Genomic DNA, 26,029 nt, shown 5'->3' with positions numbered 1-26,029 from the left:
TCTATGTTATACCCATCAGTAGATACATTAAAAAAAGAAATCGATTCAAAATACTCGTTAGTAAGTTTAGCATCTAAACGTGCTCGTCAAATGCAAGAGGAACAAGACACTGAGCGTTTACACAAGTATGTTTCTCATAAGTACGTAGGAAAAGCACTTGAAGAAGTAGCGGCAGGTGTACTTACGAAGGTATCACAGGATGAGTCAACTGTGTACGAAGACGAAATCTAACATTGATGTAAATAAGTTTTTGCGAAAATGTTAACGTCTGCAGTGGATTTTTGATTATACAGAATGCCGAGAGCTCCCGAGGAATTTTCCTTTGGGAGCTTATCATTTGAAAGGACGATTGTGCATGAATAAAAATATTTTACTTTGTGTTTCAGGTGGTATAGCGGTTTATAAGGCTGTCGCTCTAGTTAGTAAGCTATCTCAGGCTGGGGCACATGTAAAGGTCATCATGACAGCATCAGCAAGACAATTCGTGAATCCATTGAGCTTTCAAGTTATGTCAAAAAATGATGTTTTTTTCGATACTTTTGATGAAAAGGATTCGAGTGTTATTGCCCATATTGATTTGGCAGATTGGGCAGATTTAATTTTAGTTGCACCAGCTACCGCAAATGTTATTGGGAAGCTGGCGAATGGAATTGCGGACGATATGGTAACGACGACCTTGCTTGCAGCAACTGCTCCTGTATGGCTTGCACCAGCGATGAATGTACATATGTATGACCATCCAGCCGTAAAGCGAAATTTGGCTCAGTTACAATCTGATGGCTATCAATTTATTGAACCTTCAGAAGGATTTTTGGCATGTGGCTATGTTGGTAAAGGCCGTTTAGAAGAACCTGAAAAAATAACAGCAATCGTTCAAGAATTTTTTTCAGAGAAGGTAAAGTCATTAGCTAGTAAAACAGTAGTGGTCACAGCTGGAGCGTTTTATGTACCATTAGATGAGCGTCATGTCATTAGCACGCAGTCGAATAGTAGAATTGGACAGGCGATAGCTAAAGAGGCACAAACACTTGGAGCAAATGTAATCCTGCTAGATGAGAAAGCAACAAGCGTGTATGAGCTTGTTGAACAGCTTGAGGATTATAAAAAACAATATCCATCCGCATTTTTTATCCATGCAGCAAATACGCCTACAACTGAAGAGGCACCGATATTATCCGTAGAAGGAATGACCGCAATAACTTTTGGACAAAAGGTTATTGGTGAACCAATAGTAACAATTATGTCAGACAAGTGGATTGATTTTAGTGACACGGCAGAAGTAAATGGCCAAATGTGGGATGCGACAGATGCCAAGCAATTTGCCCAAGCATTTTGGACATATATATTACAGGGTGAGATGCAATGAGTTTTTTGATTGCAGAGGTTATAGTGGATGTTTCGACTTACCATGTAGATCGTCCATTTGACTATGAAGTTCCTACAGAATGGGCACATGTTATAGAAATGGGCTGTCGTGTAAAAGTACCGTTTGGGCCAAGAAATGTTCTCGGCTTTGTCGTCGGATTAAAAAATGAAACAGATGTACCATCTAACAAAATAAAGTCTATTGCACAAATTTTAGATATTGAGCCTGTATTAACCGAAGAAATGCTGTTAATGGCTAAATGGCTGAAAAACGAAACGATTTGCTATGAAATTGATGCCTTACAGGTTATGCTTCCGTCAGCGCTTCGAGCGAAGTATGAAAAAATCATCACACTACAAACGGAAAAAGATGTTTTACCTGATGAGGTTAATGCTATTTTTGGCAAGCGACAACAGGTTAATTTCAAAGAATTCGAACGTGCTGAATTACTTCCTTTATTAAAGCAGCTTATAACTGATAAAATCGTAAAAATTGAAAATGTTGTGAAACAACAAGGGAATGTAAAAGAAATACGTATGGTCAAAATTACAGATCATCAGCAAGATATCGACAAGGCTATGGAAGGTGCAGCGAGAGCAGCCAAACAGCGCCAACTGATTGAATGGATGGGCAAACACCTTGGGGAGGTTCTTTTGCCGCAGAAAATCTATGAGGAAACAGGTGCATCTTCCACGGTATTACAGTCAGTTATCGAAAAAGGAGCTGCTCACTTTATACAAGAAGAGGTGTATCGAGATCCCTTTACGAAGGAGGTTTCTCGTACTCAATCTTTACAATTGACGGAAGAGCAGCACATAGCATTAAAGGCTATTACTGGAACGATGGAAGAACAGACAGCAAAAACTTTTTTACTACACGGCGTTACCGGGAGTGGTAAAACGGAGATCTATTTGCAAGCAATTCAAAAGGTGTTAGATGAAGGTAAGGAAGCCATTATGCTAGTACCTGAAATATCATTAACACCACAAATGACAGAGCGTTTTCGTAGTCGTTTTGGTGAGATGGTTGCTGTCATGCATAGTGGCTTATCTGTCGGTGAAAAGTATGATGAATGGCGTAAAATTCAACAAGGTAAGGTAAGCGTTGTTGTTGGAGCTCGTTCGGCAATTTTCGCACCTTTTACAAATTTAGGTCTTATTATTTTAGATGAAGAGCATGAATCAACATATAAGCAAGAAGATTCACCACGTTATCACGCTAGAGATGTGGCAATATGGCGAAGTGAATTTTACAAATGTCCTGTTATATTAGGCAGTGCAACGCCTGCGCTGGAATCATTTGCGAGAGCAAAGAAGGGCGTGTATGGTTTGCTATCATTAAAACAACGTGCTTTGCATCAAGCATTACCGACAGTTTTTATTGCGGATATGCGAGAGGAGCTTCAAAAAGGAAATCGTTCCATGTTTTCCGAGCAGCTTGTTGATGCAATACGTGTAAGACTAGAGAAAAATGAACAGATGGTCATGTTTTTAAATCGTCGTGGCTATTCTTCCTTTGTGCTTTGTCGTGATTGTGGAACGGTTGTACAATGCCCAAACTGTGACATCTCGTTAACATATCATCGGACAACAGAGAAATTAAAATGTCATTATTGCGGTTATGACGAGCGTGTTCCTCAAATATGTCCACAATGCCAGAGTGAGCATATACGTTATTTTGGTACGGGAACACAAAAAGTCGAGGAAGAAATTTATAAGCTGTTTCCTGAGGCGAGGGTTCTCCGAATGGATGTTGATACAACAAAGCAAAAAGGTGCTCATGAAGAAATTTTGCAGGCATTTGGGGAAGGACAGGCAGATATTTTGCTAGGTACGCAAATGATTGCTAAAGGTCTTGATTTTCCTAATATTACGCTTGTTGGTGTACTTAGTGCTGATACATCTCTGCATCTACCCGATTACCGTGCAGCGGAGCGTACATTCCAGCTATTAACGCAGGTTAGTGGTAGAGCGGGACGTCATGATAAGCATGGTGAGGTTATTATTCAATCGTATACACCAGAGCATTATGCAATTGAGTTGGCAAAAATTCAAGATTACGAACCATTTTACGAACGTGAAATGTTTTTACGCCGTCGCTCTAGCTATCCACCGTATTATTATGTAGCACTTGTTCAAATATCTCATGAAGATGTCATGATGGCTGCAGAGTATGCTGGACGTGCGGCAGATTGGCTAAAGGGAAATTTATCAGAACGAGTTGCCATTATAGGTCCAACAGCTGCTAGTATCAGCCGTCTCCAAAATAGATATCGCTATCAATGTTTGATAAAATATAAAATTGAACCAAATCTCATTCCAGTATTACAGCGGCTTCTTGCCATGTATCGCGCGGAATGGATTAAACAGGGTATTTTAATGACGGTAGATTTAGATCCGTCAACTATATAAAATGATTCATCACCAGATTAGACATGACATTTTGTTGAAACGTATGTCATGCGGATAGGTTGATTGTAATGTGGGTTGGGCGACTCCTTGGGGATCAGCATCACAGATGATGGCCTGCAGCGAAGCGGCTCATCGAACGCCCTCAGGAAGCTCTGCTCTGTGCGAAAGCGAAGCGTCAGCAACAAAGCGCCCAGCCGGAACGGAAATCAACCCCTCATTATGATGTAGCGTTACAATTAGACAAGGTATATGCCTTAAATATAGAAAAGAGGAACATAACATGGCAATTAAAAAAGTTGTAGAACATCCAGCAAAGGTATTATCAACACCATGCGCGGAAGTAACAGAAATCAATGAAGAAATTATTACATTACTAGATGATTTATATGACACAATGGTTGAATACGATGGCGTTGGTATTGCAGCGCCTCAAATAAATGTAGGATTACGTGTTGCAATTGTCGAGTTAGGCGAAGAACGAGATGTTTTAGAAATGATTAATCCAACTGTTATTAAAACGGATGGAGCTGAAGTAGATATTGAAGGGTGCTTAAGCTTCCCAGGATTATACGGTGAGGTTGAACGTCCTGATTATGTGAAGATTGAAGCATGTGACCGTGAAGGGCGTGTATATGAGCTAGAAGCGGGAGGTTTTGATGCACGTGCAATTTTGCATGAAATCGACCATTTAGATGGCGTGCTATTTGATTCGAAAATCAAACGCATTTTAACTGAAGAAGAGCTTGAAGCAATGTACGCTGAAGAGGAGGAATAATATGACTTCGATAATTTTTATGGGAACACCTGATTTCTCCGTGCCAATTTTGCGTATGCTACATCATGAAGGTTATGATATTAAAGCTGTAGTTACACAACCAGATCGTCCAGTTGGGCGTAAGCGTGTGCTAACACCACAACCTGTTAAGGTAGCAGCGATGGAGTTAGGTTTACCTGTTATTCAGCCTGAAAAACTACGTGGTTCTGAAGAATTACAGCAAATTATTGATTTACAGCCTGACCTAGTCGTAACAGCTGCTTTTGGACAAATTTTGCCAAAAGAATTGCTAGATGCACCACCGCTTGGATGTATTAATGTCCATGCGTCACTTTTACCGAAGTATCGTGGTGGGGCACCTATTCACCAAGCGGTTATTGATGGTGAAAAAGAAACAGGTGTAACGATTATGTATATGGCGCAAAAGCTAGATGCTGGTGATATCATTTCCCAAAAGGCTATCCTAATTGAAAAGGATGATTATACGGGTAGACTATTTGATAAGCTGAGTGCTGTGGGCAGCGATTTATTAAAAGAGACACTTCCTTCTATTATAAATGGAACAAATAATCGTTCCGTGCAAGATGAAGCACAAGTAACCTTTGCAAGCAATATTTCACGTGAACAAGAACGTATCGATTGGACAAAGGATGCTACTACTTTATACAATCAAGTGCGTGGTCTTCATCCGTGGCCAGTTGCCTATACAACATTTGAAGATGGCAACTTTAAAATTTGGTGGGCGCAGGTTGGTAACTCAAAGCATGATACTGTTCCTGGGACAGTCGTTGCGATTTCAAAGGATCATTTTGAAGTTGCTTCAGGAAATGGTACAACACTTGCCCTGTATGATGTACAACCAGCTGGTAAAAAACGCATGACAGCAGAGGATTATTTACGTGGTACAGGTTCTAAATTACAGATTGGGGACCAATTTAAATGAGTAAAAAAAGTGTAGTAATTTGGGATGGAAATGTGCGTGACGCCGCACTTTCTATTCTGTTAGCAGTAGATAAAAATCAAGCCTATAGTAATTTGCTTTTAAATGAAACGATTAAGCGACATAAAATTGAAGCGAAGGATCGTGCTCTTTTAACAGAAATTACGTATGGCACTCTCCAATATAAAATGACACTTGATTACTATTTAGAGCCATTTATTCGTGGTTCAGTAGATCATTGGGTGCGCTGGCTTTTACGTTTATCTTTATATCAAATGCATTATTTAACACGTATACCACCTCATGCTGCGGTGAATGAGGCTGTAGAAATTGCTAAGCGTCGAGGTCACCAAGGGATAGCTTCAATGGTCAATGGTATTTTACGATCTATTTTACGTCAAGGTGTAGCTTCTACTGATGACATTAAAGATCCGATTGAGCGCCTTGCTATTGAAACGAGTCATCCGGAGTGGTTAGTACAACGTTTTGTCGATAACTATGGTATTGAAGTAGCGGCTCAAATGTTACATGAAAATAATATACCTCCAGTGCAAACTGTACGTGTAAATACGACGAAAGCAAGCGTCGATCAAGCGATTGCCAGTATAGAAGCGGAAGGTTTAACAGCGAAAAGAAGCGATCTAATGCCTGAATGCTTACATGTAACAAATGGTCAGCCAGCTAGAACAAAGGCTTTCCAAGAAGGGCTTATTACTATTCAGGATGAAAGCTCCATGATTCCAGCAAATGTGTTAAATCCATCTCCTGGCATGCGCGTTTTAGATATGTGTGCAGCACCAGGTGGAAAAACTACACATATAGCTGAGATTATGAAGAATGAAGGTTCGATTTTAGCGACCGACCTTCACCCTCATAAATTAGATTTAATCGACCATAATACGGATCGTCTAGGGATTGATATAGTAGAGACTGCTCCTATTGACGGACGTAAGGCACCGGATTTTCTACAACTAGAATCATACGACGCTATTTTAGTCGATGCCCCTTGTAGTGGTTTAGGTGTTATGCGCCGCAAGCCAGATATTAAATATACAAAACGTGAAGAAGATTTAGAAAACCTTCAAAAAATACAATTAGCGCTATTAGATGCTGCAACAAAAGTATTGAAAATAGATGGCAAGCTTGTGTACAGTACATGTACAGTAGATAAAAGAGAGAATGAAGGTACTGTAGAGGCCTTTTTATCAACGCATCCAGAAATGGAAGCTATACAACTAGAATCTTTACCAACAAAATTAGCGGAAAAGCAAGCAAATGGCATGCTTCAAGTCTTTCCACAAGACTTCGGCAGTGACGGTTTCTTCGTTGCCGCCTTTCGTAAAAAAGGAGAATCCAACTAATGGTGGATCAAGAGAAATTTAATGAGCGTATAAACGACTTAGTTGACGAAGCGGAAGACAAGCCTGTTCGACACGCAAAAAAAGAAAAAACAAATTTAAAGGAATCGGTATACTCATTACAGCCGAAACAACTAGAAGAATGGTTAAAGGAAAATGGTGAAAAGCCGTTCCGTGCGGCGCAAATTTTTGATTGGCTTTATAATAAACGAGTAAAAACATTTGAAGAAATGTCTAACCTTTCAAAGGGATTACGTGAAAAGCTAGAAGCAAGTTTTTCATTAACGACATTATCAACAATTATTAAACAGGAATCTAAAGATGGTACGATCAAGTTTTTATTCCAATTACAAGACGGCTATTCTATTGAAACTGTATTAATGCGTCATGAATATGGCAACTCTGTTTGTGTGACGACACAAGTAGGCTGCCGAATTGGCTGTACGTTTTGTGCCTCAACTTTAGGTGGTTTAAAACGACACTTATTAGCAGGGGAAATCGTGGAGCAAGTTGTAAAAGTACAGCAGACTTTAGATGAAGTGGGCGAACGTGTATCACATATCGTCATTATGGGTATTGGAGAACCTTTCGATAATTATGATGCGATGATGAACTTCTTAAAAGTCATCAATCATGAAAAAGGGTTAAACATTGGTGCTCGTCACATCACTGTATCAACATCAGGAATAGTTCCAAAAATTTATCAATTTGCTGATGAACAGCTACAAATCAACTTTGCAGTTTCCTTACACGCACCAAACCAAGAGGATCGTCAAAAACTTATGCCAATTGCACGTGCTTATAAGTTAGATGAATTAATGGAAGCCGTTCAATACTATACTAAAAAAACGGGCAGACGTGTTACTTTTGAGTATGGTTTAATGTCTGGTGAAAATGATTCAGTTGAAATTGCAGAAGAATTATCTGCTTTAATAAAAGGAATTAAATGCCACGTGAACTTAATTCCTGTAAACTATGTACCAGAACGTGATTATGTTCGTACATCTCGAAGTCAAATTTTTGCCTTTGAAAAAACATTAAAGAAGAATGGTATTAACGTAACGATCCGCCGAGAGCAAGGTGCTGATATTGCAGCAGCGTGTGGTCAATTACGTGCGCAAGAGAGATCTGAAGAGACGAGGTGACCAGTGTTGGAATACACAGTCGAAAGTGATATTGGGTTAAAACGGGCAATTAATGAAGACCGTGCGGGATTTTTTAATCGCCAAGACGGGTTTGCACTAGCACTTGTAGCGGACGGCATGGGTGGTCATAATGCTGGCGATGTAGCGAGTGATATGGCGATGAAACAGATGGAAACCGTTTTTTTACAGGCAGAGGCACATCATTTTGCGTCAACAACATCAAAAAAAGAGTGGTTATTACAAGCAGTCAAGCAATTGAATAAAAGTATATATGACTATTCTTTATCACATGAAGACTGTAAAGGAATGGGCACGACGTTTATTGCAGTGTTAATTGAAAAAAATCATTGCTTTATCGCACATGTTGGTGATAGTCGTGTGTATTATTTCTTTGAGGATGGTGCACAACAAATAACAAGAGATCACTCCTATGTAAATGTTCTGGTTGAAAATGGTGAAATTAGTGAAGAGGAAGCGTTGACGCATCCGAAGAAAAATTTCATTTTAAAGGCAGTTGGTACAGAAGAAACGATTGAGCCAGACTTTTATGAAGTTGATTTAGCATCAGAATCGTATTTACTCATTTGCTCTGACGGTTTAAGCAATAAACTTACAGTGTATGAAATGGCATCAATTATTACGTATCCAGATTCAGTAGAAGAAAAAGGACGAAAACTTGTAGAATTAGCAAATGCAAGCGGGGGAGAAGACAACATCTCCCTCGTGCTGCTCACAAGGCAAGATGAGGAGGTGTAAGTATGCTTGTAGGTAAACGAATTAGTGACCGCTATAAAATTATAGGGCTTATAGGTGGCGGTGGTATGTCCAATGTTTATTTAGCGCATGACATGATTTTAAACCGTGATGTAGCGATCAAAATATTGCGTTATGATTTTACCAATGAGGATGAATTGTATCGCCGTTTCCAACGTGAAGCACTTTCTGCTACAAGCCTTACACATCCGAATATCGTTAGTGTTTATGATGTCGGTGATGATGGTGACCTACATTATATTGTGATGGAATATGTCCAAGGGAAAACATTAAAGCAGTACATACAGGAATTTGCACCAATTTCTCCTGCCAGATGTGTGCATATTATGAAGCAGTTAACGTCAGCAATTGCCAATGCTCATGAAAATCATATTATCCACCGTGACATTAAACCTCAAAATATTTTAATGGATGCAGAAGGTAATGTGAAAATAACTGATTTTGGTATAGCGATGACGCTGAGTGCTACATCATTTACACAAACGAACTCCGTGCTTGGAACGGTGCATTATTTATCGCCTGAGCAGGCTCGTGGTGGTACAGCAACAAACAAATCTGATATTTATGCACTTGGCATTGTTTTATATGAATTATTAACTGGGGAATTGCCATTTTCAGGCGAGTCAGCTATTTCTATCGCGCTTAAACATTTACAATCAGAGACGCCATCAGTTCGTGCCTTCGATGCTACAATTCCACAAAGTGTGGAAAATGTTGTGCTAAAAGCTACAGCAAAAGATGCTTCTCATCGTTATTCAACTGTAGATGAAATGCAAGCAGATTTAGAAACAGTTTTATCGCCGAATCGTATGAATGAACCGAAGTTTGTCATACCGGTAGATAATGATGTGACGAAGGCTATTCCGATTATAAAAGAACCAACTGCACATAAAGACGAAGATTTAACGAAGACAAGAGTAATCGAACCAATTACACAATCAACGCCGAAACCCGAAGCGAAGAAGCCTATTGAAAAGGCAGTACCTGTAAAGAAAAAGAAAAAGAAAAAATGGCCAATAGTTGTTGCTGGGTTAGTAATAGCAGCGATCGCCATTTTCCTATTCGTTTTCTTTGGAACAGATCTATTTAACCCGAAAAAGGTACCTGTACCTAGTGTGGCTAATATGACAGTTGAAGAGGCTACTAAGAAATTAGAGGCTGAAGGCTTTACGGTGGGTCAGTCGCCACAGGAGCGTTATGACGAGGACGTCGAAAAGGATAAGGTTATAGAAACTGACCCTACAGAGGGTACGGAGCGTGTAAAAGGCACAGAAGTAGACTTAATCGTGAGTCTTGGGGTAGAAATGACGAAAGTGGAAGATTATAGAGGCCAGCAAATCAGCCAAGTTCAATCAATGCTAAAGGATAAATTTTTAGATTCTGAAGTTAGCTATGTAAATTCAAAAGATCCTGAAGGACAAATTATTGAACAAGAGCCAGCACCACAAGAAGAGGTAGTCGCTAAGAATACAATAATGAAATTTACGGTAAGCGCAGGTGTAAAAATGATCACCGTAGATGATGTTGTGAAGTACACTAAAGCTCAAATGGATGAGTATGTAAGAAGAGAAGGCTTGACATGGCGTGTTGTTCGTGAAGAAAATGATGATACAATACCAGCTGGAAGTGTTAAATCACAATTGACAAGAGCAGGAACGCAGGTTGAAGCGGGCACCGCAATCGCTGTTATTTTAAGTAAAGGACCTGCAGCAAGACCTGATAAAACTTTGGTGATACCTGTGAAAATTGAATATAAGCCAAATGAAGAAGGTTTAGAGCAAACTATTCGAATTGATATTCAAGATAAAAACCATAAAATGTTAACAACAGTTGAAACATTTACTATTACGGCTGATCAAGAGCACCGAATACAGCTTGTTATTGGAGATGGTCAGGATGCAGCCTATAAAATTATTCGTGATTCAGAAATTATAGATGAAAAAACAATCAACTACGATGATGTCAAATAAGGGGGAATTGGATGGCGCAAGGCCAAATTCGTAAAGCATTAAGCGGTTATTACTATGTATATGATGGAGAAGAACTAATTCAATGTCGAGGACGTGGGGTATTTCGCAATCGTGGGGAATCCCCACTCGTTGGTGACATCGTAGAATATACTCTGGAAACAAAAGGCTCGGACGGCACTATTCAAAAAATTATGGAACGCCAAAATGAATTAGTACGTCCCCCTATAGCCAATATTGATCAAGGCATTCTTGTGTTTTCTGTAAAAGAACCTAATTTTAATACAATTTTACTCGATCGTTTCTTAGTTGTTTTAGAGTCATTTTATGTTCATCCGATTATTTGTTTAACAAAGATGGATCTGCTAGAAGATCATGAACGTGAGGAATTGCAAGGCTATATAGCAGATTATGAGCGTATGGGTTATACCGTGCTACAAACCTATAAGGGTGAGGAAGAATTAGTTGAACGTCTACAACCTATTTTAAAGGAGAAAACCTCCGTATTAGCAGGGCAATCTGGAGTTGGAAAATCTACACTACTAAATACATTGATTCCAGATTTGAATTTAAAAACAGGCATTATTTCACAAAGCTTAGGGCGTGGTAAACATACAACTCGCCATGTCGAACTAATCGAAGTATGTGACGGTTTATTAGCAGATACTCCAGGATTTAGTTCATTTGATTTTGATGAAATCGAAAAAGAAGAATTAGGCGCATGTTTCCCCGAAATGGCCCGTATGGCAGATGATTGTAAATTTAGAGGCTGTTTACACTTGAAGGAGCCGAAATGTGCAGTAAAAGAAGCGGTGGAGACGGGGGAAATTCGTGACTACCGCTATAAACATTACGAACAATTTTTACAAGAAATTATGGATCGAAAGCCGAGGTATTAATGATGATACAAATAGCACCATCAATTTTAGCAGCCAACTTTGCTAATTTAGGAGAAGAAGTTAAGGAAGTAGAAAAAGCAGGTGCACAGCTTATTCATATCGATGTTATGGATGGTCATTTTGTGCCAAATATTTCATTTGGCTCTATCGTATTAGACGCCATTCGTCCTTTAACGGATTTACCATTAGATGTACATTTAATGATCGAAAATCCTGATCAGTATATTGAACAATTCGCCAAAGCAGGGGCAGACTATATTACGGTGCATGTAGAAGCTTGTCGCCATTTACACCGTACAATCCAATTAATTCGTTCATTTGGAGTCAAACCGGGTGTTGTATTAAATCCACATACACCAATAGAATCCATTCAACACATATTAGAGGATATTGATATGGTGTTGTTCATGACTGTGAATCCAGGGTTTGGCGGGCAAAAATTCATTCATTCTGTAGTGCCAAAAATTGAAGCATTAGCAGCTATTATTAAAGAACGTAATCTTGATATTGCTATAGAGATCGATGGTGGAATTAATGCAGAGACTATTGTTCCTTGTGCAAAAGCAGGAGCAACTATTTTTGTAGCTGGTTCAGCAATTTATAGTAAAGAAGATCGTACAGCGGCACTTCAAGAAATTTTAGCTGCTGGTGAGGCAGCGATTCAAGGATGACCAAAGTCGTTGTTTGTGCAGGTGGACCAAAAGAGGAACTCTGTTCATTTAGTCCGTTTAAAGAGCAAAGTGATGTATTATTTATCGGAGCTGATCGAGGAGCGCTATATTTAATCGAGCAAGGCATCACACCACATGCCATAGTAGGAGATTTTGACTCTTTATCAAAAGAGGAATACGAACTGGTGATGGCACATACAAATGATAGACAACGATTCCGAGAAGAAAAAGATGAAACAGATACGGACTTAGCGCTATTAAAAGCCTTGACCTATACACCACTAGAAATTGTTCTTACAGGTGTTACGGGTGGACGTTTAGATCATTATGAGGCGGCAGTTCGTTCGATTTATCGTTTACAAAAAGAGTATCCACACGTAGTATTGAAGATTATTAATCATGCAAATATGTTGCAATTTTTAATGCCAGGCAAGCACATCATAGAAGCAGATAAGCAATATCGTTATTTATCTTTCTTTGCACATGAAGAGCCGATTAAAGATGTTACATTAAGGCAAGTAAAATATGAAACAACAAATGAAGAAATCTCTCTTGGTACATCCCGCTTTACAAGTAATGAAATAATAGGCAATTCAGGGTCTATATCTTTCTCACAAGGCATATGTTTAATGATAAGAAGCATAGATTAGCGTAAGGGGGAGAGAGTCCTGAAAGTATATACATTCCAGCTGCCGAAATTTGTAAGCAGTATTACGCGTACGTGTATCAACATTTTCAAAAAAGATAAGAAAGTAAAAAAATCCGACTAACACTAGTCGGATTTTTTTATGGTGTTGAAAAAAACGGTCAAGGAAGTCTTTGTGAATATTGTGGTGGGTAATTTCCGTTCCAGGCTACTCGCTTTGTCGCTGACGCTTCGCTTTCGCGGCAAAGCGCCCGGTCGGAACGGAAATCAACCCCTCCCTTTGCAGAAGAACTATACTTTATATTATATCGTAACTGCCATTCCTATAGATTTATAAGCGATTTGTTGAGTTGGACAGCTATATGTAAAGAAAGCCGCAAGCAATTACGTTTCTTTGTCATTGCTTGCGGCTTAGTCATTTTATTGTATTTATAGGAAATCCACTAGTAGGATGATTAAATACGACTTATTCATGTAAATAAATACTCATAAAGGCGGTTGATAGCTTGCCTAGTTATTGAGAAAGAAAAAAATCGATTTGCGCCAAATGCGAAATCGATTTTTTGGAAGCGGCGATTAAACGCGCTCGATTTTACCTGATTTTAATGCACGAGCAGAAACCCATACACGTTTTGGTTTACCGTCTACTAAGATACGAACTTTTTGAAGGTTAGCACCCCAAGAACGTTTGCTAGCGTTCATAGCGTGGGAACGGTTGTTACCAGTACGAGCTTTACGCCCAGTGATTACACATTGTTTTGGCATGTTGTATTCCCTCCTTACTGTCAATGCTGAAAGATTATTATTTCAGTTCGGTATTTCACATACCATAATAATTTAACATACGATGACGTTCAGTGCAATAGTTTTCACATAACCTTTCAAGAAAAAAACCTTTACAGACTAAAAACACTTGTTAAATAATGGGTGATAATTCCTAGATAAAACAATTATTAGGAGAAATAATTGGAAGTTTTCAATTTTATTCCGCCCGATTGGAGAAGGCTCATAATCAGTAGGGGGATAAAGAAAACTCACTTCCATAACGTTTTATTTTCCACGGTAGCCAAGCTTCATGGAAACACGTTTACCAGTTTTCACTAAACGCTCTGTAAGAGTATTAGTATGTTCTGCTGAAGCGTTAAAGCTAACAAAACCTATACTTATTGCACCGACTATTTCATTGAAACCATTTACAATGGATACTGCGATCGAGGATGTTCCAGCCGTTCTTTCCCCATGACTAATGGCAAACCCTTGTAGCCTTATTTGATCGAGCTGTGACTCTAATTCAGAGATTTCTTCATGAGGAATAAGCTGTTCAATAATTTCCCTTGCTTGAGAAATAGGCATTGTGGCTAAAATTGCTTTATTTGCAGCCCCGATATTCATCGGAATACGAATGCCTAACTGATCGTAAATTCGAATCGGGTTAGTTGTACTGTCAATTCTTTCAATGATAATTGTATCTAAACCAGCGGGCTTACTTAAATAGACGCTTTCCTCGACTTCTCTTGCTAAACACTCTAGTTCTGGCCTAATTTTACTAATGTAGTCCATCGTATCATACACTTGTAGGCCAAGTTCCATCCATATTGTACCGAGACGATATTGTTTAGTTTGATCGTCTTGTTCAATCATTCCCTCTTTAATCATCGCTTTTAAAATTCTATGTAGTGTGCTAAGTGGTAAATTGCATCTTGCCGAAAGCTCTGAAATGGACAAACTGTTTTCATTTGCTTCAGAAGCCAAAACTTTAGCGATTGTCATAGCTCGTTCTAATAATTGCATTCATGTCCCACCTCTCCTTCATTTATTTTATTTTTATTCTTTGTCTAAGTCTAGCTACATAATCGTGGATATCTATTTCGTTACGCTTCTTACCTCGAAAAGAATGAATATAGGGATTTTTCTAAATATATTGACATTATACCTTAAAACACATATATTTTTCATATAAACTTTCCTCTATGCGGAAACTTTTTCCACTACACGGAAAAGGGGTGAAGGGAATGCATTATTGTTCGTCAATGTATGCACCTTTGAAACACGTAATAGTAAAACATCCAAAAGATGCTTTCCGAAACCAAGAGCATCTTAGCGATGAATGGAAAACATTTAACTACTTATCAGAACCTAACTATAATGAGGCTCTTATAGAATACGCTGAATTTATGAGTATTCTAGAAAAGTATGTTGAAAAAATTGATTTTTTACCAGAATCAGATGAAGTAGGTTTGGATTCGTTGTATGCACATGATCCTGTAAAGTTCACACCAAATGGTGCCATTATCCTGAAATCTGGCAAAACATTAAGACGGCCAGAAGCAGCTGTGTATAAAGCATTTTTACAGGAAAAGGGCATTCCAGTTATCGGAGAATTGATTGGAGAGGCTGTATCAGATGGTGGCGATATAGTTTGGCTTGATGATCGTACTCTTGCTGTAGGTAGAGGTTATCGAACGAATGATGAAGCTATTCGTCAGCTAAAGGACATGACGGAGGATATAGTCGACGAATTCATTGTTGTACAGCTACCGCATGATTTAGGTGAAGCTGAATGTTTACACCTAATGTCCTTCATTAGTATGGTGGACAAAGATTTAGCCGTTGTACATTCACGATTAATGCCGGTATTTTTTCGGCAGCTTCTAATCAACCGAGGTATTCAATTAATTGAAGTTCCGAAAGATGAGTATGATGCGCTAGGCTGTAACGTTTTGACACTTGCACCTAGGGTATGTATTATTCCCAATGGAAATCCAATTACAAAGCAACAATTACTTCATGCAGGCGTAACAGTTTATGAATATAAAGGAAATGAAATTTCGCTAAAAGGAACAGGTGGACCAACATGTCTAACTTGCCCAGTAGTAAGAAGATAAAAGGAGATGTCGTAAAATGTTTAAAAATGTTATTGTAAAAGACCCAGGAAATAGTTATTTAAATGGTTTAACGACTAGTGACTTAGGAAAACCGATATTAGAAAAATTATTTGAGCAGCATGAAAAATATGTTGAAGCCTTAAAAAGATGTGGCGTGGAGGTTACACAGCTCCAAGCGAATGAAGCCTTTCCAGATTCAACATTCGTAGAGGATACAGCTGTTTTAACACCTGAATTTGCCATTATTTCAAATCCAGGGGCAGAGGCTCGTAATCGTGAGATTGAGGAGATCGAACCAGCTGTTAAAAAGTTCTATGAAAATTTATATTATATCGAAGGTCCAGGAACACTTGATGGCGGAGATGTATTGCAGGCAGAAAAGAAATTTTATGTAGGCATCTCTGACCGTACTAATGAAGAAGGAGCTCGACAATTTAAAGAAATCGTTGAAAAAGAAGGCTATGAGGCAACGATTATTCCGTTAAAGGAATTTTTCCATTTAAAAACGGGCATCGCATATGTTGGTGAAAATCGTATGGTGCTAGCAGGGGAGTTTATCGACCACCCTGCATTCGAATCCTATGAAAAAATTATTATTCCAAAAGAAGATGAGTATTCAGCAAACTGTATTCAAGTAAATGATTATGTCATTATTCCAGCAGGCTATCCAGAAACAAATCGTAAATTAAACGATTTAGGCTACCAAACAATTGAGCTTGAAATGTCGGAATTTAGAAAACATGATGGTGGGCTAAGTTGTTTGTCATTACGTTTTTAGTTCAATAAAAAAATATCCAATCAATATCAATTATGTCTCGGCATAATTCCATGACACCCGCTGAAAGAAGTCAAATAGGATAAATTGATTGGGTACTTTAGTAGAATTAATATCAGAATATTCAATGTATTGTTCACAACTAGAGAGTGGGGATGGATGTTGAGTAAAGGGGAACAACGGCAAGATCATCAATTAAACCGTTCAATGAAGAGTCGTCATTTATTAATGCTATCGCTCGGAGGCGTTATTGGAACGGGGCTATTTTTAAATGTTGGCTTTACAATTAATCAGGCAGGTCCTGGAGGGGCATTAATTGGCTATTTATTTGGTGGCTTAATATTGTACATGGTTATGAATTGTCTTGGAGAATTAGCGGTGTATATGCCTGTAACTGGTTCTTTCCAAACCTATGCAACACGTTTTATCAGTCCTTCAGCAGGATTTTCTTTAGGATGGATGTATTTTGTCGGTTCAGCTGCCACAGCGGGGGTGGAATTTACAGCAGCTGGAATTTTGATGCAGCATTGGTTCCCGCATGTTCCTATTTGGATTTGGTGTGCCGTATTTATGGTCCTGTTATTTACTCTAAATGCATTAACAACAAGAGGCTTTGCGGAAGCGGAATTTTGGTTTGCAAGTATTAAAGTTATTGCGGTGATTGCATTTATCGTTATAGGAGTTGCAGCAATCTTTGGAATGATTCCGTTAGCTGATCGTCCGACACCACAATTTACGAATTTTGCACCATCTGGTTTATTTCCGGCAGGTATTTCAATCATATTTGTCACAATGTTGAATGTTATCTTTTCTTATCAAGGTTCTGAACTTGTTGGTATTGCTGCAGGAGAAACTGAAAGTCCGGAAAAAAATATTCCTCGGGCAATAAAGACAATTCTTTTTAGGATTATTGTTTTCTATATTGCTTCTATTATTGTTTTATCTGCGATATTCCCTTCAACGGAGCTTGGACTATTGGAAAGTCCATTTGTCACATTGATGAATTTAGCTGGTGTTCCATATGCAGCTGGCATCATGAACTTTGTTATTTTAACGGCGATATTATCAGTAGGTAACTCGTGTCTTTATGCGTCCACACGTTTATTATGGTCGATGTCAAAAGAGGGCATGGCGCCTAAACTATTTGGACGACTAACGAAAAATAAAGTGCCATTCAATGCACTCATTTTTACGATGCTTTTCTCGCTGCTTTCTTTATTAACGAGTGTGATGGAAGCAGATGCAGTATTTGTTTTACTCATGTCTATTGCAGGAATTTCTGTAACAATTTCATGGATGGGAATTTGCGCATCTCAATTGATGTTCCGGTATCGTTATGTGAAAGCAGGAGGGGATGTGGCTAATTTAAAATTTAAAACGCCATTTTATCCATTGATCCCGGTGTTCTGTATTATTTTTTGTATGCTAATTCTTGTCTTTTTAGCATTCGATCCAACACAAAGAGCTGGTTTATTATATGGAGTTGGGTTCTTTATTGCTTGCATGATTTTCTATAAATTGAAATTGAGTAAATCAAATACAGCTTCTTCTGAGTTTGAAATAAAAAATGAGGAATCTATTGATATACACTGATATGTATTCTGTGTTGAGAAGATCGGATAAAGGAGAGTTTTTATGAATGTTTATCTTTGGAATACCCCTGAAAAACTACGTGCATTATTATGTGAAATTGTCAGTTGGGAAAGTAGAACTTTAACAAAAGGTGAACATGAATTTGCCTATAAATTAAAAAATAAATTGCAAACGCTTTCTTATTTTCAGGAAAACCCGGAATTTATTGAATTACATGATGCAGGTCTTGAACGCAATGCTGTAACTGCCTTGTATAAGCATCCTTCTGCAACAGAAACGGTTGTGTTAATTAGTCATTTTGATACGGTCCATACTGAAGAATATGGCGAGCTGGAACTATTAGCCTTTTACCCTGAAGAGCTGACAAAAAAGCTAATGGAACCAAAATACAAAAAGGATTTACCTGAAGCGGCAAGAATTGATTTGGAATCAGGCTACTATTTATTCGGTCGTGGAACGATGGATATGAAAATGGGGCTTGCTTTGCATATGCAGTTGATTGAAAAGGCAAGTATCGAAGAATGGCCCATCAACCTTATTTTAACGGCGGTGCCAGATGAAGAAGTGAATTCTGCTGGAATGCGTGCAGCAGTTGTAGAGCTTGTCAGACTTCGTGAACAGCATGGACTCTCTTATAAACTATTTTTAAATAGTGAGCCTTCTTTTTCACAAGGTCCAGCTGATATCAATGAATATATTTATTCAGGAACTATCGGTAAAATTATGCCTGCTGCCTTATTTTACGGGAAAGAGACACATGTGGGTGAGCCATTAAAAGGAATGACCGCAAATTTTATTGCTTCCTACATGACGCAGCATATGGAGTGGAATCCTGTTTTCCGTGAGACAGATCTCGGTGAAAGTACGCCATTACCTGTATCCTTACAATTAAAAGATTTGAAAATGGAGTATTCTACACAAACACCATATCGTGCAGCAGCCCTTTACAATGTGTTTTTATTAAAGCGCACAGCATCGCAAGTAATGGATATTTTTGAACAAGTTGCATTGGAAGCGATGTTAGCTTGTAATGAACAGTATAAGCGAATTTGTGAGCGAGAAAAGGTACAAGGTGTAGGTGAAGTAAACGTACTTCGTTATGAGGCACTTTTAGAGTATGCGATTAATAAATTAGGCGCCAAGGAAGTAGATTTAATTAAAAGTCAAGTTATTGGAAATAGCGCATGGGATGATCGAGAGAAATCTATTCGCATTGTGGATCAGCTAATGATTCGTTGCCAGGAACTATCACCAGCGACAGTGTTGTTATATGCACCACCTTACTATCCGGCAATCAATTCATCTAATGATTCTCTTGTTATTCGATCCATTGAATTGATGAAGAAAACAGCCAAAACATTTAATATTGAAGTGGAGCAAATTCACTATTTTAATGGAATTTGTGATTTGAGCTATGTCAATTATTCTGATAACTCTAATGAATGGATAGCATTCGAACGAAACACGCCTGTATGGGGAGAGACATATAGTATTCCGTTTGAGGAAATGTCCTCATTAAAGGGACCTGTTTTAAATGTTGGACCGTTTGGGAAGGATGCTCACCAAAAGACGGAAAGACTACATGTGGATAGTGCATTTAAGGAAATGCCAGTGATGATTGATTCGCTTATTAAAAGCCTGTTTTGATTTAAGGAATAGAATGGCATCAAGGGATGTATAATCGAAGTGCTGTTATAAATTTATTCTGTTCGATTATATGGTGAGGAGCCGTAATATTCACTTTGAACTTTTCGGAGTTTACAAAAATTATATGTAATCGTTCAATTTTGTTGAAAAAGTTGGTGTATATAAACATCAGCTTTTTTATTGATTCGAGATTTTAAATAGCGAAAGTGGAACGCCAGATCTAGAAAATTTATTTTTGACTACGAAAATCAGCCAAGGTAGAGTAGTTCCTTTTTCAACAACTTTGCAAAGACTACTTGTATTTTTCATTATTTAGACGATAAAAATAGAACAAATTATCTTCATTCTGCAATGTTTTCTGTGCGAAAGCAACAAATGTTTTTGCAAGTTTGTTTTATTAGGAGCGGACATTATCGAAAATCAAGAAAAGCTAGTTCTCTCTATACAGAAAGAAATGATTCAATTTAATTTAAAACGGATGCGAGCGGTAGCATGGACATTGATGTATATATCAACTATCATTACGATTATTCATTATGGTGAGGTTCTTCTATTCGAATTCAGAAAGAGCGATGGTGCCAGCATATATAGCTATTCACACGATATTGTTTTATATAGATTTAGCGGTGTTAGTATTTGTAAAAGAGAAGAAATTTCAGGTTACAATGCTTAATATGCGAAAATATGAATCTATCTTACTTGCATATATCTATACGATATTGTTATTGATTACTGTAATAACCGTAATGGACGTTTATTTCTTTAAACATGCAGCTCTTTATGAGGTACTATTTTTAATAATTTGCACTGTTTTTTCCGTCTCTTTCCGGAAAATTTTTCTGATTATGGTAATAACAGTACCACCAATTTTAATAAGTGCTTATCTGAGTGTTGGGATATCAGGTGAAGGTATTAAAATACTTTTACCGATGTCCCTTATTATTCCTATAGGGCTAGTTATTCAGCGACATACTTATAAAATGCAACGACAATTTACGAAAGAACATATTTTATTGCAAGAAGAAATGACAAAATCTAAGAAATTGTCAAAATTATTAGCTGAGAAAAATAATGAACTATCAGCGCAAGCACTTCGGGATACGTTGACCAATTTACCCAATCGACGGGCTTTAAATAATAAATTGACACAAATTGGGCAGCAACTTAGTAAATCAAAATCTTTATTTGTCATGATGATCGATATTGATTTCTTTAAAAATTTTAATGATTATTACGGTCATTTACAAGGTGATGAAGCATTAATAAAAGTGGCGGCTCTTTTAAATGAAATTGCAGAAAAATATAATGCATTTGCAGCACGTTGGGGAGGCGAAGAATTCGTCATCGTTAGTCAGCATGCCGCCAAGTTTTCAGAGCATGTTTGTGAGGAAATTTTAGAGGAAGTACGCAACTTAAACATTCGTCATGAGCATTCGATAGTAGCTGATATTGTAACGGTCAGCATCGGGATGTGCCATGTTAAAATTACAAATAGCGAGCAATTAAAAACATGCTGTGAATTAGCTGATCAAGCATTATACACAGCAAAGCAACACGGTCGTAACAACTTTTACAGCAAAAGTGGAAATTTCGATGAAGATGTCTGTTTGCCTTTATAATGTCAGAAAAACGTTGATACAGTGCGCTTTCATGCCTTCCAAGGTTGCTTAATGTATAATGAAAGTGTTACAATATCATTTAGTCAAAAAGAGCCAAGGGGGCATTTCTATGTCAATTGAGTTAAACAATGAATTCGGCCAAATTGATATTTCAACAGATGTACTTGCACAAATAGCTGGTGGCGCTGCTGTAGAATGCTACGGTATTGTTGGCATGGCATCTAAACATCAAATTCGTGATGGTCTAACTGATATTTTACGTAAAGAAAATTTTGCAAAAGGTGTTGTAATTCGAAAACAGGACGACGATTTACATATTGATATGTACATTATTGTTAGTTACGGGACAAAAATTTCGGAAGTTGCTTATCAAGTACAATCGAAAGTGAAATATACAGTGGATAAAACATTAGGTATGAGCGTAAAATCTGTCAATATCTTTGTGCAGGGCGTTCGTGTAGCGAATGATTAAGAGGAGGAACTAAATCTAATGCAGTCTTTAGACGGAATAAAGTTTGCAGAAATGGTGCAAATGGGTGCCCATCACCTATTCCAAAATGCAAATTATGTTGATTCATTAAATGTATTTCCTGTACCAGATGGTGATACAGGAACGAATATGAACTTATCGATGACATCTGGAGCAAAGGAAACGGAGCAGTATGTCTCAGAACATATCGGCAAAACATCCCAAGCTTTATCAAAAGGTTTACTTATGGGAGCACGCGGGAATTCTGGCGTTATTTTATCGCAGTTATTCCGTGGCTTTGGTAAATTTATTGAAAAAGAAGCGACAATTGATGCTAAGGGCTTAGCGGGTGCTTTCCAAGCTGGCGTTGAAACTGCCTATAAAGCAGTAATGAAACCGGTTGAAGGTACAATTTTAACAGTTGCACGTGAAGCGGCGAAAAAAGGCGTGGAAGTGGCAGAAACTGAAACCGATATCATTGCAGTAATGGAAGCATTTACTGCTGAAGCACAGGCTTCATTAGAGCGTACACCTGATCTTTTACCTGTTTTAAAAGAAGTAGGTGTTGTAGATAGTGGCGGCCAAGGTCTATTGTTTGTGTATGAAGGATTTTTAGCATCCTTAAAAGGTGAGCCATTACCGGTGAAAAATGAAGCAACTTTAGATGATTTAATTAATGCAGAACATCATAGAGCGCAAGATTTCATGGATACTTCGGATATTGAGTTTGGGTATTGTACAGAAATCATGGTACGTTTTGAAGAAGGAAAAGAGCCGTTTAGCGAGGAACAATTCCGTAATGAATTAAACCCATTAGGTGATTCTTTACTTGTTATTTCAGATGAAGAGATCGCAAAAGTGCATATTCATTCTGAGCAACCAGGCTCTGTTTTAGCAATGGGTCAAAAATATGGTAGCCTTATTAAAATTAAGGTCGACAATATGCGTGAACAGCATTCTGCCATTGTTGGTGAGGATCATAAAGCACCAACTCCAGTCAAAAAAGCAGAAAAGCATCCATATGCAATTGTAACGATTGCAATGGGCGAGGGAGTTGCTGAATTACTTCGTTCAATTGGTGCTTCTTATGTTATTGAAGGCGGTCAAACAATGAACCCTTCAACTGAAGATATTGTGAAGGCGGTACAGGAAATTGGTGCTGAAAAAGTATTGATTTTACCGAATAACAAAAATATTGTCATGGCAGCAGAACAAGCAGTAGAGCTATTAGATATAGAAGCGGCTGTAGTTCCAACGAAAACAATCCCTCAAGGTATGGCAGCGATTTTATCGTTTAATCCAGAGGCGACAGTTGAAATGAACCAAGCAACAATGACAGAAGCTTATGCAAATGTTAAAACAGGTCAAGTAACTTATGCAGTTCGAGATACATCAATTGATGGTGTGGAAATTCATAAGGACGATTTCATGGCTCTTGCAGAAGGTAAAATTGTATTATCTACTCCGGCATTAAAAGATGCCGCTGAGAAGGTAATTACTGATTTAGTGGATGAAGATGCAGAAATTGTAACAGTCATTTATGGTGAAGATACAACGGAAGAAAATGCTTCGGAATTAGTGAAATTTATTGAAGAGAATTATCCAGAGGTTGAAGTAGAGTTATTTAATGGTAAACAAGGATTATATCCGTATATTATTTCGGTAGAATAATCCGATGCTACTTTGTGAATGAGTAGATAAAGCAGTGCACACAATGTGTACTGCTTTTGTTTATGGTACAAAGAGACTAGGGGATTATATTGGATATAAATCAGCTGAAATAAACGATTTGGTGTGCGTATCCAGAAGACGGCGTGTTTGTAAATGCTGGAATATCAGCAGTTTGAAATTATTGTTTTTTTGGAGTAGACAAAAGTTAATTAAAAATTCCACTGTGTAAATTATAGTCGCTTAAATTTTCTGAAAGTTGATAAAGAAATGCTTTGCTTTTATAGTAACTATCAAGCATTATATAAGTAAAAAATCAAAAATATTATATAGATAGAATAGAGGGGTGTTAGTATGAAGTTTACTTCAGTATTTGATATTATTGGACCGGTGATGATTGGGCCTTCTTCTTCTCATACGGCAGGTGCGGCACGAATTGGGCGTGTTGCTAGAGATTTATTTGGAAGACAACCAAAGTGGGCAAAAATACACTTATATGGTTCGTTTGCGGAAACGTATAAAGGACATGGAACAGATGTAGCTTTGATTGGGGGTCTATTAAATTACGATACATTCGATGAGCGAATTAAAACTGCTTTTGCCGATGCAGAAAAGGCGGGATTAGACTATGAGTTTATCCCAGAAACAGCTAACATGGAACATCCGAATACGGCTCGCCTTGTAATTGGCGATGATGAAGGGGAGATGTCCGTTGTTGGTATTTCAATCGGTGGCGGTAAGATTGAAGTTAGTGAGGTTAATGGCTTCAAGCTGCGTCTAACAGGTGGCATGCCAGCGATTCTTGTTGTCCATGATGATCGTGCTGGCTGTATTGCCAATGTGGCAAATTGCTTAGCGATGCATGCGGTCAATATTGGGCATATGGAAGTTTCTCGTATTGAACGTGGTTTAACAGCCCTTATGGTGATAGAAGTCGATCAAAACATCGAGGATAAAGTATTACAACAAATTTCTTTAATACCACATATTTCGAAGGTTTCTAAAATTAATAACTAAGGAGGTGTCCCGATATGGACGTATTGTTTCATAATGTTCGTGAACTAGTTGAACGAGCAGAGCAAGAAGGAAAACTAATATCTGAAATTATGATAGAGCAGGAAATGTTAATAACTGGACGCACTAGAGAAGAAATTATACAGCAAATGGACAATAATTTAACGGTGATGGAGGAAGCTATTGAAAGAGGCTTGAATGGTGTTAAATCTGTAACGGGCTTAACAGGCGGTGACGCGGTATTGCTTCAGAATTACATTGCACAAGGAAATTCATTGTCGGGGGATTTATTACTAGATGCGGTAAGTAAAGCGGTTGCGACAAATGAAGTTAATGCGGCTATGGGTACAATTTGTGCTACCCCAACTGCAGGCTCGGCTGGAGTTGTACCAGGGACATTGTTTGCAGTGAAGAACAAGCTAAATCCGACACGTGAGCAAATGATTCGTTATTTATTCACGTCGGGTGCTTTTGGCTTCGTTGTTGCCAATAATGCTTCGATTTCAGGCGCTGCCGGTGGCTGTCAAGCAGAGGTTGGCTCAGCTGCTGGTATGGCAGCGGCTGCAATTGTTGAGATGGCTGGTGGTACCCCGCAGCAATGTTCAGAAGCATTTGCCATTACACTCAAAAATATGCTAGGGCTTGTTTGTGATCCAGTAGCTGGATTAGTAGAGGTTCCTTGTGTTAAGCGGAATGCTATGGGAGCGGCGAATTCACTTGTGGCAGCGGATATGGCACTTGCGGGGGTTACAAGTCGCATCCCGTGTGATGAAGTGATTGGCGCCATGTATCGAATTGGACAATCTATGAGTCCAAATTTAAAAGAAACTGCCCGTGGAGGTCTAGCTGCAACTCCAACAGGTAAAGCTATTAGCAGAGCCATTTTTGATAATGGCAATTTAGAAAGTATTAAGTCACTTCAAAAATAAAAGATAGTAAACACGCTTTTCCTAAGTGGAAGGCGTGTTTTTTTGAGGTTCTACATGTATGGAGAAGATGAAAACCATGTTGAAATAGTGCGGAAGGGTAGTTTGAGCAAAGAGGATACATTCTCTTGGTGATATTCTACTTCTGTACCTGTCGCTATGCTTTCGATACAATAAACATTTGTAGCTGACGTTTCACTTTCGCTACGAAAACAATCGCTGTGAAGATAAAACGTACGCCATGTATATAAGTTGATCTTCGTTACGGTTGGGCGACTCCTTGGGAATCAGCAATTGAGGAACGAAGGCTAAAATCATCACATCCTGTGATAACGCCTTCGTGACCAACAAAGCGCTCAGCCGGAACGGAAATCAACCACTCGTTACGGTGATGAGTCTAGAATTAGGAGTATCACCAAGAAAAGTGATTATTCATTCGTTATAATTAACTATAAATGAATTGAATTGCTATCTTACTTAA

The 26,029-nt window shown here is 38.3% G+C and carries 24 protein-coding genes; 22 read left to right on the top strand and 2 right to left on the bottom strand.

The annotated features are described in order from the left end of the window. Nucleotides 1-3: 3 nt before the first annotated feature. The 13 genes from rpoZ (at nt 4) to spoVM (ending at nt 13,076) form a co-directional block, all read left to right on the top strand. Nucleotides 4-231, top strand: a complete 228-nt coding sequence (gene rpoZ / locus ACFTQ7_RS00840; RefSeq protein ID WP_053483349.1) for a DNA-directed RNA polymerase subunit omega — start codon at nt 4-6, stop codon at nt 229-231. A gap of 124 nt (nt 232-355) precedes the next feature. Continuing rightward, on the top strand, nt 356-1,366 hold the full coding sequence (gene coaBC, locus ACFTQ7_RS00835; protein WP_386826837.1) for a bifunctional phosphopantothenoylcysteine decarboxylase/phosphopantothenate--cysteine ligase CoaBC: 1,011 nt from the start codon (nt 356-358) through the stop codon (nt 1,364-1,366). Continuing rightward, a complete protein-coding gene (gene priA, locus ACFTQ7_RS00830) occupies nt 1,363-3,777 on the top strand; it encodes a primosomal protein N' (RefSeq protein ID WP_386826836.1) in 2,415 nt (804 codons plus the stop codon). Before coaBC ends, priA begins: the two co-directional genes overlap by 4 nt. Nucleotides 3,778-4,057: 280 nt before the next feature. After that, nucleotides 4,058-4,552 carry a peptide deformylase gene (def, locus tag ACFTQ7_RS00825; protein WP_386826835.1) on the top strand — a complete coding sequence of 165 codons (495 nt, stop codon included), beginning with the start codon at nt 4,058-4,060 and terminating at the stop codon, nt 4,550-4,552. A gap of 1 nt (nt 4,553) precedes the next feature. Continuing rightward, complete coding sequence (gene fmt, locus ACFTQ7_RS00820) at nt 4,554-5,495, top strand: methionyl-tRNA formyltransferase (RefSeq protein WP_386826834.1); 942 nt, start codon at nt 4,554-4,556, stop codon at nt 5,493-5,495. Continuing rightward, nucleotides 5,492-6,853: a 16S rRNA (cytosine(967)-C(5))-methyltransferase RsmB gene (gene rsmB, locus ACFTQ7_RS00815; protein ID WP_386826833.1), complete on the top strand. Its 1,362-nt coding sequence runs from the start codon at nt 5,492-5,494 to the stop codon at nt 6,851-6,853. The genes fmt and rsmB overlap by 4 nt, the downstream gene beginning before the upstream one ends. Next, entirely contained in the window at nt 6,853-7,995 is a 1,143-nt protein-coding gene (gene rlmN / locus ACFTQ7_RS00810) for a dual-specificity RNA methyltransferase RlmN (protein WP_386826832.1), read from the top strand. The genes rsmB and rlmN overlap by 1 nt, the downstream gene beginning before the upstream one ends. Nucleotides 7,996-8,001: 6 nt before the next feature. After that, nucleotides 8,002-8,751: a Stp1/IreP family PP2C-type Ser/Thr phosphatase gene (locus ACFTQ7_RS00805; protein WP_386827017.1), complete on the top strand. Its 750-nt coding sequence runs from the start codon at nt 8,002-8,004 to the stop codon at nt 8,749-8,751. Nucleotides 8,752-8,753: 2 nt separating this feature from the next. Next, complete coding sequence (gene pknB, locus ACFTQ7_RS00800; protein WP_386826831.1) at nt 8,754-10,739, top strand: Stk1 family PASTA domain-containing Ser/Thr kinase; 1,986 nt, start codon at nt 8,754-8,756, stop codon at nt 10,737-10,739. Nucleotides 10,740-10,750: 11 nt separating this feature from the next. Further along, nucleotides 10,751-11,635: a ribosome small subunit-dependent GTPase A gene (gene rsgA, locus ACFTQ7_RS00795; RefSeq protein ID WP_386826830.1), complete on the top strand. Its 885-nt coding sequence runs from the start codon at nt 10,751-10,753 to the stop codon at nt 11,633-11,635. Nucleotides 11,636-11,637: 2 nt separating this feature from the next. After that, complete coding sequence (rpe, locus tag ACFTQ7_RS00790; RefSeq protein ID WP_386827016.1) at nt 11,638-12,306, top strand: ribulose-phosphate 3-epimerase; 669 nt, start codon at nt 11,638-11,640, stop codon at nt 12,304-12,306. After that, entirely contained in the window at nt 12,303-12,956 is a 654-nt protein-coding gene (locus ACFTQ7_RS00785) for a thiamine diphosphokinase (protein ID WP_386826829.1), read from the top strand. The genes rpe and ACFTQ7_RS00785 overlap by 4 nt, the downstream gene beginning before the upstream one ends. An 18-nt stretch (nt 12,957-12,974) precedes the next feature. Then, nucleotides 12,975-13,076 carry a stage V sporulation protein SpoVM gene (spoVM, locus tag ACFTQ7_RS00780; RefSeq protein ID WP_139376952.1) on the top strand — a complete coding sequence of 34 codons (102 nt, stop codon included), beginning with the start codon at nt 12,975-12,977 and terminating at the stop codon, nt 13,074-13,076. Nucleotides 13,077-13,528: 452 nt separating this feature from the next. Here spoVM and rpmB read toward each other — a convergent pair whose 3' ends face one another. Together rpmB and ACFTQ7_RS00770 are read right to left on the bottom strand one after the other, a co-directional pair. Then, nucleotides 13,529-13,717 (bottom strand): 50S ribosomal protein L28, encoded by a 189-nt coding sequence (gene rpmB, locus ACFTQ7_RS00775; RefSeq protein WP_079560418.1) that lies wholly within the window; start codon nt 13,715-13,717, stop codon nt 13,529-13,531. A 285-nt stretch (nt 13,718-14,002) separates the two neighbouring features. Then, nucleotides 14,003-14,743 (bottom strand): IclR family transcriptional regulator, encoded by a 741-nt coding sequence (locus tag ACFTQ7_RS00770; RefSeq protein ID WP_349658868.1) that lies wholly within the window; start codon nt 14,741-14,743, stop codon nt 14,003-14,005. A gap of 221 nt (nt 14,744-14,964) precedes the next feature. Between ACFTQ7_RS00770 and ACFTQ7_RS00765 the strand changes: the two genes are divergently transcribed. The 9 genes from ACFTQ7_RS00765 (at nt 14,965) to sdaAA (ending at nt 25,551) form a co-directional block, all read left to right on the top strand. Beyond that, nucleotides 14,965-15,837 (top strand): dimethylarginine dimethylaminohydrolase family protein, encoded by an 873-nt coding sequence (locus tag ACFTQ7_RS00765; RefSeq protein ID WP_386826828.1) that lies wholly within the window; start codon nt 14,965-14,967, stop codon nt 15,835-15,837. A gap of 16 nt (nt 15,838-15,853) precedes the next feature. Continuing rightward, nucleotides 15,854-16,615 carry a dimethylarginine dimethylaminohydrolase family protein gene (locus ACFTQ7_RS00760; RefSeq protein ID WP_386826827.1) on the top strand — a complete coding sequence of 254 codons (762 nt, stop codon included), beginning with the start codon at nt 15,854-15,856 and terminating at the stop codon, nt 16,613-16,615. Between the two features lie 156 nt (nt 16,616-16,771). Beyond that, nucleotides 16,772-18,205, top strand: coding sequence for an amino acid permease (locus tag ACFTQ7_RS00755; RefSeq protein ID WP_386826826.1), 1,434 nt, complete (start codon nt 16,772-16,774; stop codon nt 18,203-18,205). Between the two features lie 42 nt (nt 18,206-18,247). After that, nucleotides 18,248-19,852: a M20/M25/M40 family metallo-hydrolase gene (locus tag ACFTQ7_RS00750; protein WP_386826825.1), complete on the top strand. Its 1,605-nt coding sequence runs from the start codon at nt 18,248-18,250 to the stop codon at nt 19,850-19,852. A 575-nt stretch (nt 19,853-20,427) separates the two neighbouring features. Beyond that, complete coding sequence (locus tag ACFTQ7_RS00745) at nt 20,428-21,471, top strand: GGDEF domain-containing protein (protein ID WP_386826824.1); 1,044 nt, start codon at nt 20,428-20,430, stop codon at nt 21,469-21,471. 109 nt (nt 21,472-21,580) lie between these two features. Then, nucleotides 21,581-21,943, top strand: coding sequence for an Asp23/Gls24 family envelope stress response protein (locus ACFTQ7_RS00740; RefSeq protein WP_053594173.1), 363 nt, complete (start codon nt 21,581-21,583; stop codon nt 21,941-21,943). A gap of 18 nt (nt 21,944-21,961) precedes the next feature. Beyond that, nucleotides 21,962-23,611, top strand: a complete 1,650-nt coding sequence (locus tag ACFTQ7_RS00735) for a DAK2 domain-containing protein (RefSeq protein ID WP_349660828.1) — start codon at nt 21,962-21,964, stop codon at nt 23,609-23,611. A gap of 351 nt (nt 23,612-23,962) precedes the next feature. Next, nucleotides 23,963-24,625 (top strand): L-serine ammonia-lyase, iron-sulfur-dependent subunit beta, encoded by a 663-nt coding sequence (gene sdaAB, locus ACFTQ7_RS00730; protein WP_079560428.1) that lies wholly within the window; start codon nt 23,963-23,965, stop codon nt 24,623-24,625. 14 nt (nt 24,626-24,639) lie between these two features. Then, a complete protein-coding gene (gene sdaAA / locus ACFTQ7_RS00725; protein ID WP_349660829.1) occupies nt 24,640-25,551 on the top strand; it encodes an L-serine ammonia-lyase, iron-sulfur-dependent, subunit alpha in 912 nt (303 codons plus the stop codon). Nucleotides 25,552-26,029 lie beyond the last annotated feature (478 nt).

The organism is Lysinibacillus sp. NPDC056959, from assembly GCF_042674095.1.
GTDB lineage: Bacteria > Bacillota > Bacilli > Bacillales_A > Planococcaceae > Lysinibacillus > Lysinibacillus zambalensis.
This window is presented reverse-complemented; position numbering and strand designations above follow the sequence as displayed.